Source organism: Oceaniovalibus sp. ACAM 378, from assembly GCF_008085915.1.
Classification (GTDB): Bacteria; Pseudomonadota; Alphaproteobacteria; order Rhodobacterales; family Rhodobacteraceae; genus Oceaniglobus.
Window position 1 is genome coordinate 27,613 of the sequence record NZ_VSJK01000018.1, and the last position, 16,048, is coordinate 43,660.

Consider the following 16,048-nt stretch of genomic DNA (forward strand, 5'->3'; position numbering starts at 1 on the left):
AGAAAAGCAATGCGTGGCTTGTGACCATCATCGCCCTGGCCAAGGTGGCAGGATTCATTCGGACGGCCCGCCAGAAAATCGAGAAGCCCGGCGCGAAGCCCCTCGGCGCCGTCGGCAGTCACAGCCAACCGGTGTTTGTGATGCGTCCGGCCAAGCGCAGCGGTCCGACACAGATCTGCCGCCGCATTTTCGGTCACCAAGCGTCCCGCATAGGCCTCAGCCAAATCGCGCAGCGCCTGCGGATGCTTGGCGGATAGCGGCAGGATGCGATGGGCGGTGCTGGCAAAAACAGGCGCGCGGGCTTCGGCCTCTTCGAGAATCACATGCGCATTGGTGCCGCTGAACCCGAAAGAACTGACGCCGGCACGCAGCGGCGCACTGTCGGCCCGCAATGGTGTGTGTACGATCGGGACGGCGATCGGCGCAGCCCAGTCGATCTCGGGATTGCCCGTCGTGAAGTTGAGGTTGGCCGAAAGCTCTCTGCGGCGCAAGGCAATCACCGCCTTGGCGAGCCCCGCGATCCCGGCCGCAGCCTCAAGATGGCCGATGACGGTCTTGCCCGCGCCCAACAGAAGTGGCGTTTGCGACGGTCGATCCTGGCAATAGGCTGCGATCAGCGCGCGCGCCTCGATCGGATCGCCAAGCGGGGTGCCCGTCCCGTGAGTCTCGACAAAGGCGACATCGCGACCCTCAAGTGCGGCATCCGCGAGCGCGGCGCGGATCAACTCCTCTTGTGCGGTGCCATTGGGTGCGGTCAACCCGGCGCTGTGTCCGTCCTGATTGACCGCGCTGCCGCGCATCACCGCCAAAATGGGATCCTGTGCGTCAAGCGCGTCTGATAGTCGCCGGAGCACGACCATGCCGCAGCCCTCGCTGCGGACATAGCCATCGGCCGCACCATCAAAGGTCTTGCAGTGTCCGTCGGGGGCCATCATTCGCCCTCGCGAGAAGGCAATGTTCAGGTCTGGCGTCAGGATCAGGTTGACGCCACCAGCGAGTGCCAGGTCGCAGTCACCATTGCGCAATGCCTGGGCTGCCAGATGCAATCCGACCAGTGAGGACGAGCAGGCGGTATCGATCGAGATCGCCGGACCACGCAATCCCAGCACGTATGAGATCCGGCCCGCTGCGACACTGTGCGACGTGCCGGTGCCGTGATACGGTCCGACGACCGAGCGGTCGGTGAATGCCGTACGACCGAAATCTCCGCTCGCGATGCCCACATAGACCCCGGTGCGTGATCCGCGCAGATCTGTCGCCGCTATGCCTGCGTGCTCCAACGCTTCCCAGGCAACCTCCAGCACGAGCCTTTGCTGAGGATCCATATGGCGCGCTTCTTCCGGGGCGATACCGAAGAAATCGGCGTCGAAAAGATCAACATCCTCGATAAAGCCGCCGTGGCGCGTGGTCATGCAACCAGCGGCGTCGGGGTCGTCGCTGTAGAAATCCGCGATACGCCAGCGGACTTCGGGAATTGGCACGATCCCGTCTTGCCCAGACCAAAGCAGCTTTTCGAAACTATCGATATCCCGGACCCCGCCGGGCAGGCGCAACCCCATTCCGACGATGGCAATCGGCTCGCGTCGGGCGCTTTCGGCCCGGCTGAGCCGCGCCTTGAGATCGCGGATTTCGACCAACGCCCTGCGGATCGTAGCCTGCGGATCGGTTGGCCTGTTCTGTGTCATGACCGCGCCCCTCTGGTCGTCGTCCCGGCAAGCTCGGCCTCAAGCTGCGCCAAGGCATCGTCATCGCTGAGCTCGTCTTGCGCGCTATCGGCAAGACCGTTCTGTGGCGTGGCAAGATCGACAGACCAAGCTGTTGCCAGATGCCGAACCAGATCATCCAGCGTGGGATGGTCGAAAAGCAGCGTCACAGGCAATGGCAAGCCGCCCGCGCGCACCAGCATGTTGCGGAATTCGACCGACATCAGCGAATCCAGTCCCACATCCTTGAGTGGCGTGTGGGGCAGAATCGAAGTGCCATCCGGCAGGTTGATCGCAACCCTTGCGAGATCGGCCAGCGCATCGGCCAGTGCTTGCGCACGCAACGCGTCGGGCAGTGCGCGGATGCGGTCGGGCAACTGCTGTACGGCTGCAACCTTCGGTGCATGGTCGGTGGTCACTGTGTTACCTGGTTTGAACCTCTCGAACATGTCCATGTCGAGCCCGGCCGGTGCGTTGCGCAAGAATTTCGGCCAATCAATTCGGGCCACAGTTATCGTGGCTCGCCCCTGAGTGATGGCCGCCTCTATCGCCGCAAAGGCGTCGGCGGGCGATATCGCCGGAACGCCGCGTTCGGCCCATATATCGCGACCACCCTCGCTGAGCGCTGCGGCCATGCCGCCACCTTGCCAAGGGCCAAGCGCAACGCTGAGTGCAGTGAGGCCGCTGGCCCGGCGGCGCTGGGCCACTGCGTCGAGACCTGCATTGGCCGCCAGATAGGCGCTCTGCCCCGGCGATCCAAGGCTCAGACCCGCCCCTGACAGCAGGATCAAGAAATCAAGCGGAGCGTCCCGCGTTATCTCATCCAGCAAGAGCGCGCCGACAAATTTACCGGAAAGCACCGTCCGTACATCCGCGGCGCTCAGCCGATGAAAGGCAGAGTCGCGCAGGACCCCTGCAGCGTGGACCACGCCGCGCAGCGTTCCTATTTCAGCGATGCGTTCACGGACTTTTACCATGCTGCTTCGGTCGCTTGCATCGGCCTGCAGCACATGCACCTCGACTCCATCAGCCTTCAATTCTGCAATCACCGCTGCCGCACGTTCGTTCGGCGGTTGCCTGCCGCTCAGCACCAGTTTGCGTGCGCCGTGTCCCGCTAGCCAGGCTGCGGTATCAAGGCCGATTGCTCCGAGACCGCCGGTGATCCAGTAAACCCCGTCCGGTGCGATCGCGAAAGGCGGATGAGTGGCGCGCAGGACAACCTTCCCGATATGCTTGGCCTCTGCGACGAACCGGAAAGCCGCCTGCGCCTTATCAAGGTCAAATGCGCGCACCGGCAGCGGAGCGAGGTCGCCGGTTTCAAAGCGTTTGAGGATACTGTCCATCAGTTCGGGCAACAGACCGGTCTGCTTTCCCACTTCTTCACCAAGGTCATAGGGTAGGTAGGTCACGTCATCGCGCAGCTCGGCGGCCCTTTTGCGTGATAGGATGTCGCGCTTGCCAAGCTCCAGAAAGCAGCCGCCCGGCGCAGTCGCACGCAGGCTTTCGCAGACGAAATCGCCCGCAAGTGAGTTGAGCACGATGCCGACCCCTTTGCCTTCCGTCAGCTTTAGGATTTGTTCGGCAAAACTGGCTTCTCGTGAATCAAAGACATGCGCGGCGCCTTCTGCCCGCAGGAAGGCGCGCTTTTCATCCGAGCCGGCAGTGGCAAAGATCTGGGCGCCATGGCTTTTTGCGATCCTCAAGGCAGCCAATCCAACGCCGCCCGCGGCCGCATGAATAAGAACCTTGTCGCCTCGCTTGATCGCGGCCAGCCGTTCAAGCCCATAGCATGCAGTCAGATAGGCCACCGGCTGCCCAGCCGCCACGGCATCGGAAAGGAGATCCGGCACTTGCACCAGTTGGTCCTCTGACGCGATGGCTTCGGTGGCATGGGACAAAGGCACCATGCCCATGACGCGGTCGCCGGTCTTGAAGCGCGTCACACCGGTCCCTGTCTCAAGTACGACACCGCTACATTCAGCTCCGAGTGTTGCGGGCGCACCCGGATAAGCGCCGAGCGCCACCAGAATATCGCGGAAGTTCAAGCCGGAACAGCGCACCCCGATACGGACCTCACCGGGACCGGGGCCGCTCCTTGTGAATGGCGACAAGGCGATCGCTTCGATGGCGTTTTGACCTGTCGGAGACAAACGCCGCAGCGCATTCTTCCCGTTTTGCGGGGCGGGCTGCGCAAGCCTCGGCGACAGCCGGAGCCCGTTGCGAAACGCCGTCCATTGTGGCCCGGTCCGGATCAGTTCGTTCAGCATTGCAGCCGGCGACATCGAAGGATCGGCGTCAATCGCACGGAATGCCAGGTCGGGATGCTCAATGGCAAGCGCCCCCATAGCGCCCCAGAGGCTGGCCGAGGAGGGGTTGACGGGCTCGTGCGCCGCAACGCTCTGCGCCTGGCGGATCAGCAACCGGAGCGCAGGAAGCGGGACAGGTGCGGTCGCAAGGATCGCCTGAACAACATGGACTGCCCCGATGACGGCATCGGCAGCCGTCGCACCCTCGGATTGAGCCGGGTCAACGTTCAGGCAAAGCACGACGCCAGTGGGCGGGCGGGCTTGCCCATATAGGGCGTGGATTCGGCCCGCCACCTCGTCGCGGTTGCCCAGATCTGTCACCGCCAAGTCGAAGTCCGACCCGGCTGCATGCCGCAAGTCCCGGACGGTTTCCGCGCTGCCGCCAACATCGACCACCAGCCAGTCGCGATCGGGGACCGATGCTTCCTCGTCCGGCAGGGACTGCCACACCCGCTCTAACGAGAGTTGGCCCGCAGAGAAGATGCCAAGTTCCTTCTGTGCCCTCAGCAACCGAAGTCCTTCGATGCGGGCGCAACACGCGCCGGATAAGTCAAACAACGCCACATTGGCCAAGCAAGAAGCCGCGCCGCGCTCTGTTATCTGTGCTTCGGCTTTGAGCGGGCCCTCGACAGGGCGGGCCAGTTCGATCGATGCGATGGCGACGGGGATCGAAGGCACACGGTCCGGTGCGTCGATCTCGCCTTCGGCGGCGATCAGAGCCAGTTGAAACGCCGCATCGAGCAGCGCCGGATGCAGGATATGTGCCGCGCCATCCAGAGGTACCGACAGCGCTGCCGTGGCTATACCCTGATCCATGCGGATCTCCGACAATAGCGAGAAACAAGGACCGAAGGCGATACTTGAGCGGGTAAAGCGCGAATGCATCACTGGCCCACCCGGCCTGACTCGCGGCCATTCGTCCTCTTCAGGAATAGTCTGGGCGGCGCTGCCGGTCGCCGAGGCCGCCAGACGCCAAACGCTTTCGGACTGGACATGCCATTCAAGGGCCAAGTCCAGAGTCGCCGTCTGCCGCGCGACAATCTGCCAGCAGTCTGCGGTGTCGGTGATCTCGACCGGCTTGAGGATCGTGAGGTTTTTGAGCCGCGCGGTTCCGCCAAGTACGTTCTGCGCGGCCGCCAGAAACCCTTCGGCAATGGCAGCGCCTGGCAATAGGGTACGGCCAAAGATCTGGTGATCACCGCTCCAGCCACGAATGTCCCGGGCATCGCCCTCAAAAAGGTGCGTATCGCCCGGAGCTAGCGTCACCCTGCGTGAAAGAACGGGATGCAGCCGCTGGGTTCGTGGACCGATTGCGTCCCGAATTGAAGGTTCAGGCAGCCAGTGTCGGCGGCGTTGCCAAGGATAGGGCGGCAGGGTCACAACCGCGCCATCCGGTGCAAGAACGCTCCAGTCGGGATCGACGCCCGTGGCGAAAAGCCCGGCACTGGCCAACGCGATGCTTTCTGCGTCAGGCACGCTCCGTCGCAGCGAGGCAAACACCGTCACCTCGGTAGCGCGCGCCGTCTCGGCTATGGCAGACCCTAGAACCGGATGGGGGCCGATCTCTAGAAAACAATCGTAGCCACCGCCGACAAGATGCTCGGTGGCGGCGGCGAAACGCACTGGCTCACACATGTTGCGCGCAAAGTAGTCGGCTGTGAACCCGCGTTCCATCGCACCGCCTGTGACCGTTGATACGAACGGGATCGCCGGGGGCGTTGTCGCAATCCCTTGCAGCGCCGCGCGGAGTTCCAGTGCGAAAGGCTCCATCTGCGCGCTGTGAAAGGCATAGCGTATCGGCAGACGCCGCGCCTCGATGCCATCGCGTTCAAAATCGTCGATCACCGTGTCCAGCGCCGCGCTATCGCCTGACAGAACGCAGCTGCGCGGAGCATTGACTGCCGCGAGGCTCAGCCGATCGCCAAAGCGTTCAATCCGGCGCAGCGCCTCTTTCTCGGTGACAGCAAGCGAGGCCATGGCACCGTTGCCCTCGGCCTTCTGCATGATCCGGCCCCGATGGGCGACAATTCGGGCGGCGGTCGACAGGTCGATCACCCCGGCGACATGCAGCGCTGCGATTTCACCGACACTGTGACCGGTTACGGCATCAGGCCGGATGCCGCGCGCCATCCACATGCGCGCCAGCGCCACCTGAACGGCGAACAGTGCGGGCTGCGCGATCTCGGTCTGATGCAGGCGTGAGTCATCCTTGTTGCGCGACAGCTCTGTTGTCAGACGGGTCCGCCAGTGCGGTGCCAGGGCCGCGTCGCATGCGTCAAGCGCCTCGCGGAAGACCGCAGAGGCGGAGGCGAGCCCCTGAGCCATGCCGAACCATTGCGGTCCCTGTCCACAAAAGACCATTGCCAGCTTGCGCCTGCCAGATGTGCCCTGCTGGACGCTGCGGCTGAATCCCGTCTCCGAAAATTCAGTCAGCGCATCTGCGAGATCTTCCTTGCTATGACCGACCACGGCAAGACGTTGAGCATGATGAGTGCGGCGCCGGGCGGCGGTATAGGTGATATCGTCGAGCGGGTCGGTCGTGGCCCGCAAGAAACTCGCCCAGTTGCGCGCGAGGTCCGCAAGAGCCGCCGGGTCCTTAACGGTAAGTGGCAGGATGATGGGGCCAACGGGAAGGTCCGCAGATCCGGCGGGACTGAGCCTCGGGGCCTCCTCAAGCACGATATGGGCGTTGGTTCCGCCGACGCCAAAGCCACTGACCCCGCACCGCAGCATAATGTCCTGATCAAATTCAACCGGATCTTTCGAGATCCTCAGGCGCGTTCCATGCAAGTCAATATTTGGGTTTAGCGCATGGAACAGCGGCTGCGGTGGCAGTACACGATGTTTCAACGCAAGGGCGCTCTTTATCGCGCCGACCACACCGGCGGCTGCTTCGAGGTGGCCGATATTGGCCTTGGCAGTACCGACATAGCAAACGGACCCGCCTGCGACGGGACGCCCGACCGTGGCGGCAAGCGCGCCTACCTCAATCGGGTCGCCAAGCGCGGTGCCTGTTCCATGTGCCTCAATGAAACTGATGCTTTCGGCGCTGACCCGTGCTGCGGCAAGTGCTTCGCGGATCAGCGACTCCTGTGCGGGTCCGTTGGGCGCTGTCAGAAGCGTTGATTCACCGTCCTGATTCACCGCAGAGCCACGGATCACCGCATGAATCCGGTCACCCTCGGCAATCGCGTCCGACAGGCGGCGCAGGACCATCACGCCGCAGCCTTCGCCGCGCCCAAAGCCGTCTGCGGCGGCGTCAAAGGCCTTGCAACGCCCATCGGGCGCCATAAAGCCGACCTTGGAAAGCGAAACCATGAGATCCGGTGTGATCATCAGGGAGACACCGCCAGCCAGCGCCAGATCGCTTTCGCCGCTGCGCAGGCTCTGACAGGCCATGTGAATCGCGACCAGCGAGGACGAGCAGGCGGTGTCGATCGATAAACTCGGCCCCCGCAGGTCCAGCAGATAGGACAGGCGGTTCGGAACGACGCTGTGCACGGTTCCGGTGAGTGTGCGCAGATCGACGTTGGCAAGATCGCGGTAGGACAAGCCGGCATAGTCACTGTGATAGCTTGCGATGAAGACACCTGTGCGGCTGCCGCGCAGCCCGGCGCCGACTTGCCCGGCATCATCCAGCGCTTCGATCGCACATTCGAGAAACAGCCTTTGCTGCGGGTCCATCGTATCGGCTTCGCGCGGCAGAATGTTAAAGAAGTTCGCGTCGAAGCCGTCAATCTGATCAAGAAAACCGCCGCGGCGGGTGGCGGCCTTGCCGGGGGCTGCGACTTCAGGGTCGTACCACAGGTCGTTGTCCCAGCGGTCGGCAGGCACTTCTGATGTTGTGTCCCGCCCTTCTGCCAGCACCGACCAGTAGGCCTCGAGAGAGTCGGCGCCGGGCACGCGGCACGCCATACCGACCACTGCGATCGGATCGGCGTTGAGGATACCGGCGGCGCGGGCACGCACGTCTCTGGCCAGCATCGCGAGTTTGAGCGCAGAAGGCTCTGCCGACTGATCGCTCATTCCCGTACCCTTTTACGGGTCTGCAGCAAGGCCTTGGCGATGTCGTCGTCGCTGCTGCCCGAAAGAAAACCCGCCAGATCATCAATCGAAAAACCGATGTCCTCGATGGCGTCGTGTGTCCCCTTGGCATCCTGCGTCGCCGGGGCTGCGTTGTCGTCATTGCTGCCTTCGGCAAGGTGGCGCACAAGTGCAGTCACGGTCGGATAATTCCAGGCGATTGTTGCAGGCAGGCGGCGCCCGAGGTTGCGTTCGAGCGCGGCGCGCAGTTCTATCGCCATCAGGGAGTTCAGCCCCAACGCACCAAGGGCCATGTCCGGATCAATTGTTTCGGGTGCAAGCTGCAGGACCGAACCTGCCGCTCTGCGGACCAGATCAAAGATAAGTGCCCGGCGTTCCTGCGGCGTGGCAGTGTCCGGAAGCGCAGACAGCAACACAGGTGCCGGACCCGCCGCTTCCGCCAGATCGCGAAAGGCGGCGCGCTTGCGATCGGCCGAGGCGGCATAGGTCGCCCAGTCCATGTCCATCACCCAGGCCGAGCGCCCGCTGCGAGAGATCAGGCTCAACAGTGGCTCCACTCGGTCCGGTTGCAGGGTCTGGGCACCGGCTCTTTCAAGCTCTCCTGACTCGGTGAAATTGCCGACCCGCTCGTGCATTCCAGTGCCTTCCCAAGCACTCCATCCGACACTGAACGACGGGCTGCCTCGCTGGCGCCGACGTTCGGCGATGGCTTCGATCCCGACGTTGGCTGCGGCATAATTGGCCATGCCGACGGGGGCGAGGGCCGCCGCGATGGACGAGAACACTACAAATAGGTCGAGATCGGGCAGCAACCTGTCCAGGACCTTGGCACCACCAAGTTTGGCGGCAAGCACGGTGTCGAAATTGGCGACTGTCATCTGCGCGGCCAGCCCGTTGCGAAGAGTTCCTGCCGCGTGGATCAACGCCTTGATCGGGGGCCGCTTTTCGTCGCGGTAGCCGTCAAGAGCGGCGCGCATGGATGTCTCGCTCGAAACGTCGGCGCTGATGTAATGCACCGAAGCGCCGCTCGCCTCGATGGAGCAGAGCGCTGCAATGGCTCGACCAACGGGCGAGTCGATCGGGATGGCCCGCCAGCCCGCGCGTGGTGGCAGCTCGGTCCTGCCGAGCAGCACAAGATGGGACGCACCTTCGGCCGCTAGTCGGCGCGCAATGCGCGTACCAACGCCACCGAGACCGCCGGTGATAAGGCAGGCAGAATCTCTGCGCCAAGGCAGTGCGCCTGACGCCGGCGTGGCTGGTCCGCGCTTCAGCCGTGGCACAAAGCAGTCTGTGCCGCGCAGCACGACTTCGTCTTCGGCTGCGGACACAGACAGACCGCGCAACAGCCTTGTGGCCGAAAGTTCCGGCTCCGCAGGCACCTCAAGATCCACAAGCCGAATGGGTAGTTCCGGCTGTTCTTGTGCGACAACGCGCGCCGCGCCCCAGAGCGCGGCCTGATCAGGATCACCCTGAAGCGTTGCCGCGCCCGCTTCCGGCGTCATTGCGCCGCGGGTCGCGAACACCAACTGGCGCGGCTTGGCACCGCTTGCCAACAGACTCTGGTGCAGCGCCACCGGTAGCCAAGCCGCCGTACCGGACACAGGTGCCAGAGCAATAATCGAGACGCCGTCCAGCCCACCGGCGAGTGCTGCATCAAAATTGTCGATCCGGGCGTTGGCACCGCTAGCTTCAAGCGCGTCGAGGATGGCCGCGGCGAGTGGGTCTTGTGGCTCGTCGCATAAGATCAGCCAGTCGGACTTATCCAAGCCCGACCCATTCGCCGGCGGATCGATCGTCTGCCAATCCAGATGATAGAGCCAACTCTGCGCCTCCCTGTCCGGTTGACTCGACCGGTCGGTATCTGCGCCGAAACCGATCTCTGCTTCCTGAACCCAATGCCGTTCACGTTGCCAAGGGTAGCTGGGCAGGTCCTGTGTCGCATCGCTTCGCTCATAAAGTGTCTGCCAATCCAGTGGCGCGCCAACGGTCCAAAGCTTTGCGGCAGCAGCAACAAACGAGTTGCAATCGCTGACATCACGCTTGCCGCAGGCAACGGCATGGACTGTGTCACCCATTTCAAGGCCGATATCCTTTATCGACGGCAGCAGAACAGGGTGTGGGCCAAGTTCAACAAAAATGGAGCAGCCTGCCTCAATGGCAGAGCGCACAGCCGATTCAAACAGCACAGGATGCGTAAGGTTTCGACCCCAATAGGTACAATCCAGTTCGGCCCCGGCCACTTCACGCCCAAGGACGGTCGAGATCATAGGGATGTCACCATCCTGCGGGGTCAAGTAGGCAATGTCAGCGGTCAGCTGCGTCGCAAGCGGAGCCATCTGGGAGCTATGCGAGGCGACATCGACCTTGATCCGCCGACAAAACACGCCCTCAGACTCGAGCGTCGCGAGAAAGCTGTCCAGCGCTTTGGTTTCGCCAGAGACGACCGAACTGCGTGGTCCGTTGCGCGCGGCAAGCCCGAGACCGGGCATCTGGCGAAGACGATCCTCAAGCACATCGCCAGCCAATTCGACCAACGCCATACCGCCGGTTCCACGCATCCCGGCCATCAGCAGGCTGCGCCGGGCGACAATCCGCATCGCATCTGCCAGCCCAAGCGACCCGGCAATTGCCGCCGCAGCAACCTCACCCATACTGTGACCAATGACCATATCCGGGCGAATCCCCATCGCCCGCAGAAGTGCGGCATAGGAAATTGCCAGCGCCACAAGTGTTGGCTGGATCACGTCGATCCGATCATTCAGCGGAGAGTCGGCAGCGGTCAATTGATCCTCTAGCCGCCAGTCCACCACCTCGGAGAGAGCTTCGGAGCAGGCTTTGATCGTGTCGCGGAAGATCGGGCTGTCCCGAAGTAATTCCCGCGCCATGCCCTGCCATTGTCCGCCCTGTCCGGGGGCCACAAAGACGATTTTAGGTGTGTCTTCGGGTGCCACTCCGCAGGGGACGGTTTCGTCACCAGAGCTGAGAGCGCGGAGCTGGCGCAGCAGATCGTCCGGGTGGGCCCCCCCAAGGACAGCACGCTCGCGCAGCCCGGTACGGCGCAGTGCCGCCGCCGCACAGAGATCGGACAAGCCATCCGCAGACGCGCGCTCTGCGCGTTCGAGATAGCAGGCTGCCAGCGCCTGTAGTCCGGGTCCGGTCTGGGCCGAGATAGGCAGGACGGGTGCGAATCCAGTCAGCGCGCGCATTTTTCCGGGCCGCGCAACGGGCTGCGAAGGAGCCGATTGCAAGATCACATGGCTGTTCGATCCAGCGATGCCAAAGTTATTGACCCCAGCCAGCCAGCCATCGTCCCTTGCCGGGAGAGCCGAGCAGATTGCAGGAATGGTCAGGCGCAGCCCGTCCCAATCCACTTCTGGGTTCGGGTCACGCAAATGCAAGCTTGGCGGAATTTCCCCGTGTTTCAGGATCAGCGCGGCCTTGATCAACCCGGCCATTCCCGCAGCCCCTTCGGTATGACCGATATTGGTCTTGACCGAACCCACCGGCAGGAGGCCTTCGCGCCCGCGTCCCAGGGTTTTTCCGATGCTACCCAGTTCGACCGGATCGCCCTTGCGCGTCCCTGTCCCATGCGCCTCGACATAGTCGATCTGTTCAGCCTTGGCCCCGGCATCGGCAAGTGCGGCGCGCAACAGCCGTTCCTGCCCGTCGCGCCCCGGCGTGCCAAAGGACAATCCGCTGCGCCCATCGTTGTTGACCGCGCTGCCGCGCAAGATCGCGTGGATTTGATCACCAGCTTCAAGGGCCCGGTCAAGCCGTTTAAGCAACAGCATCGCTGCGCCTTCGCTGCGGACATAACCGTCGCCCTTCGCGTCGCCGAATTTGCAGTGTCCGTCGGGCGCCATCATACTGCTTTGCGAGTAGCCGATTGTGATATGAGGGCTCAGGATGACGTTGACGCCTGCCGCGAAGGCCATCTCACTTTCGCCACTGCGCAGGCTTTGCAGCGCCAAATGCACGGCTGTCAGGGACGAGGCGCAGGCCGTATCAAGCGACAGGCTCGGCCCCTGAAGACCAAGGAAATAGGACAGGCGTCCAGGCGTTGCATAGCGACCACTGCCCGCCGCCATGAGAAAATCCTGCGCCTCTGGATGGCGAAGTAAACGTGACTCGAAATCGGCGATCCACTGCCCGACGAAGACGCCGATCGGGCGGCCACGCAACTGCGCGGCGTCAAGGCCTGCATCCTCAATCGCTTCCCAAGCGGTTTCAAGCACGAGCCGTTGACTGGGGTCCATGCACTCGGCCTCGCGGGGGGCTATGCCGAAAAAACGCGCGTCAAACCGATCAATGTCGTTCAAAAAGCCGCCAAAGCGGGTCATGATGCGACCGGAAGTTGCCGGCTCGGGATCGTACAGCCGCTTCATATCCATACGATCGGCTGGAATTTCGGTGATCGCGTCGCCGCCTTCGATAAGGAAACTCCAGAAGTCGCCAAGGGAAGAGAGACCTCCTGGAAACCGCAGCCCGATGCCGATGATTGCGGCCGAGCGGGTCGGATCGCAATGAGCAGTCAAGCGGGTTGCCTCCACCGGAGATAATCCGTCTTCGATTGCGCAAGAGTTTCGGACATGTCTTTCAGCAATGCGTCGCGCTGCGATTCAATGAAAAAATGGCCGCCTTCAAACAACCGGCGGCGATAGCCAGCAGAAGTCCAGTGCTGCCAGCTGTCCATCAGTTCTGGCGACACGATGGCGTCCGATTGGCCGCCATAGGCCGTGATGGGTACTGGCAATGACAAGATTTGATGACCTTCGAGATCCTCAAGTGCGCGTATGTCGGCCCGCAGAGCAGGGAGCAACAGCGCGAGGATGTCCGGCTCGTCCAGTATTTGTGCCGGTATGCCGCCATAACGATTGTTGATCTCGGTGATGAAGTCGGCATCGGAAAGATGCGACAGCGGCGGCACCGGGCCGCGACGGTTCGGCGGCTGGCGGGCGGAAAGGAAAAGATGCGCTGGTGCCGGGTGGCCAGATCGGATCAGCGCTGCGCAGGTAAAGGCGGCCAATACCGCACCGAAGCTGTGGCCGAAAAAGGCGTAAGGGCGATCGGTCAGCGGCGCGATGACGGGTACCAATCTGGCGACGAGATCCGGGAGCGACGCCACCGCTGGTTCAGAAAGTCGGGTGCCGCGACCTGGGGTCTGCACCGGGTAAATGTCGAGTTCTCCCAGATGGGCATTGATCCATTGCCGGTACATTGCGGCACCGTATCCAGCGCAGGGAAAACAAAACAATCGCACACCTGTGCCCGGTCGTGCGCCGGGGCGCAGAAACCACCTTGAATGTGTCGCATCTGACTTTTCGTGTGCCGTGCGTCTTGCAGGTGCTTGTGGCCGCGCCTGTGCAATGGATGCAGATTTGGGCGTATCGCTCACCGACATCCTCCTGTCGAAATGCTTTTCCAAACCGAATTCGTAAACGATCAAAAATAAAAAAGTGCTGTTCTAAATTCATTAAAAGCTAGCTTAGCCGGTTTGCCCTGTCCATTTTAATCTGCAAACGTCGCGAATTTCATCCTATACGGGAGTGTGCTCGCGTGCGGCGTGGGCCCTTCGCAGGGACCATGAGGAAAGCCTCGATGCGAGGAGGGCGGTGATCGCTCGGTGGGTCAAAGTGGCATTCCTTGACGGGATTGGTCCTCCAGGAAACCCCTTTTACAGACCCTCAACCACCCAACGTCGTGCGGCCGGGTCAGTCGGATTTCGGAGCCTCTGGATGGCTTCCAACTCTTATGCGGCGCAGTCTGCGTTGGAGTCCTGCAAACAGCGACTTGATTTCCGTACGGATTGGATGAGACAGCGCGACAATTCCGGCCAGCCATCCCAGTGCAGCGGTGCCGAGAACGGCCAAACTGTCTGCGGCGCCCAGACTCACCGGGCCGCCGAGCAGCATCACGAGGCCGGTTGCCGGCAGGATCGAAACTGCGGTTACTCCCAGACTGCGATACATCGATGCGAAAAGGCTGGAAAGCGGGATGTCGATCAGCCCGCGCACTGCGACGGTCGAGGTTATGACGCCCGCGAGCACGATGAGATATGTACTCCAGGCCACTGCGAACATGCCGAGCTGCGCGGCAATCAGCACGATCGGAAGTGCGATCGAGATCTGGAGGATGGCCAGCACGAACAGGCGCCGCGTTTTGCCCATAGCGACGATGAGGGGATAGTTCAGGCCGGGCGGAAAGTTCAGGATCAAGGCACCGGCAATGATCTGGACCAGCGGTATTACCTCCAGCCAGTCCGAACCCAGAAAACCGCGTACCAGCGGATGCGCCAGAAGGATTGTCAGCGCCAGGCACGGCCACATGAAGACAGTCAGTTTCTCAATCGCGCCGAGATAGGTTGCGGCGAGGTCCTGTTTGCGGCGGGCGAGGTCTGAAAAGGCAGGGAGCGCAACCTCAGTGACGCCAGCGAGAATCGTGCGTTCCGGGAACTGGCAGATCTGCGTGGCACGGTTCAAAAGGCCCACTGCGCCGGGCGTCAATACGACGCCCAGGACCGCAACCGCCAGATAGTCCGACGCCCGGTGCAGCAACGATGCGCCGCCGGTGAACAGGCTGAATGACAAAATATCACGCCAGGCCGCAAAGCCAGGTCTGAACATTGCCCGGGCGGGCTTGAGCCAGAACAGCAGCAGCGCTCCGGTTAAACCCGAGATGACATTGGCCAGAGCAAAGCTCTGGAAACTGAACTCCAGCGCGGCGAAGATGATGAGCGCCGCAGAGTTGACAATTGCGCTGCAAATGGCGACCGCCGACAGTTTCCGATAGGCTAGGTCGCGAGAGAGCAGCCCGTACAGGGGAAAGGCCACCGATCCAGTCAGAAACCCGACGAGCGATATATGCAGGAACAGGGCCAGACCGGGCTGCCCGAACAGGTTCGCGATCAGTGGCGCGCCCAGCGCAACCACGAGCGCAAGTGCGACCGAAATGCAAAGGTTGATGGTGAAAACGCCGCGAAGGCGGTCCTCTGTCAGTTCTTCAACCTGCACGAGATAGGCTGTAGAGCCAAGTTCACGCACTGCATTGGCTACGGCGAGCGTGGCCATACCGAGCACTGCGATACCGTATTCATGGGGCGAGATAAGGCGCGCGACGACTGCCGTTGTGGCCAGTCCGATTACCGTAGTCGCGTATTTCCCGGCTGTGGAATATAGCACGGCCGATCTGATGCTGCTCATGCCGGGGCCTGCATGATGCGCCCGCGTCCTGCGCGATCAGTTCCGATCATGATCATGGCCTCCTTGGGGCGGCAGGTGAAAGAATCTGAGAGGGTCAATCGTCGCGGGTGCGGTAAGCGCGGCGCAAAAGCCTCCGGGGACCGGCAGCTCGAATAATCTGCGGTGGAGCTCTTTGCGCATCCGGGTTCAAATGTGAGGATTGGCAGTGCGTCGGGGTCGACCGACACAGCAAAGCAATCAAGACTAGCAGCGGAGCTGACTTCAAAGACAAGCGCCCGGGCCGGGCAGGCGGCATAGGTCGACAAGATCACGCGCCTTTGCCCATGTCCGGCCAGGTAGCGTGACCGGAATTGCGCCAAGGCAAAAGCTGTGCAACGCGCTGTTTTCTCAGGCGAGTGCATCGACTTCATCGCCACTTCCGGCAGCGCCGGTGCATCAAGATTGATCAGCCAAACATGAACCTCACCCATACCAAGCGATAGTGCGATACTGTTTGACGCCGCTGGCTTATCGGCTGCCAAACCGTCCCGAAGTGCTTTGAGATGCTCTATGACAGGGTCGCCACACATCTGATTTTGCCCCGCGCCGCGCGTGATGGCCTTCGATCAACGGCCTGAACACATGTCGCGGCTTGTTGCGTCGGCATTGTTTCAACAGTGTTCCCAAGCTTAAGGCTTTGTCGGTACGTCATGAAAGATCAACGGCCGCCAAAAGGTCCATGGCGATTCTTTCCTTGATCAGAATCGGGTTGTGTAAGAACGTCACCATTAAAGTCTTTTCATTATCGTTGTTTGGA

Annotated in this window: 6 protein-coding genes (1 of these 6 cut by a window edge); all 6 read right to left on the bottom strand. The window is 62.2% G+C overall.

The window, feature by feature from the left end; genetic code table 11:
• Positions 1 to 1,685 carry the 5' end (the start) of a type I polyketide synthase gene (locus FQ320_RS20155; RefSeq protein WP_148475127.1) on the bottom strand. 2,659 nt of this gene lie to the left of the window's left edge, so the window shows 1,685 of its 4,344 coding nt (coding positions 1-1,685); the start codon lies at positions 1,683 to 1,685; the stop codon falls past the left edge of the window.
• Entirely contained in the window at positions 1,682 to 8,035 is a 6,354-nt protein-coding gene (locus FQ320_RS20160; protein ID WP_148475128.1) for a type I polyketide synthase, read from the bottom strand. The genes FQ320_RS20155 and FQ320_RS20160 overlap by 4 nt, the downstream gene beginning before the upstream one ends.
• A complete protein-coding gene (locus tag FQ320_RS20165; RefSeq protein WP_148475129.1) occupies positions 8,032 to 12,588 on the bottom strand; it encodes a type I polyketide synthase in 4,557 nt (1,518 codons plus the stop codon). Before FQ320_RS20165 ends, FQ320_RS20160 begins: the two co-directional genes overlap by 4 nt.
• A complete protein-coding gene (locus tag FQ320_RS20170) occupies positions 12,585 to 13,454 on the bottom strand; it encodes a thioesterase II family protein (protein WP_255509639.1) in 870 nt (289 codons plus the stop codon). The genes FQ320_RS20165 and FQ320_RS20170 overlap by 4 nt, the downstream gene beginning before the upstream one ends.
• A gap of 310 nt (positions 13,455 to 13,764) precedes the next feature.
• A complete protein-coding gene (locus FQ320_RS20175; protein WP_148475131.1) occupies positions 13,765 to 15,252 on the bottom strand; it encodes an oligosaccharide flippase family protein in 1,488 nt (495 codons plus the stop codon).
• Positions 15,249 to 15,773, bottom strand: a complete 525-nt coding sequence (locus FQ320_RS20180) for a hypothetical protein (protein ID WP_148475132.1) — start codon at positions 15,771 to 15,773, stop codon at positions 15,249 to 15,251. Before FQ320_RS20180 ends, FQ320_RS20175 begins: the two co-directional genes overlap by 4 nt.
• Between the last annotated feature and the right edge of the window lie 275 nt (positions 15,774 to 16,048).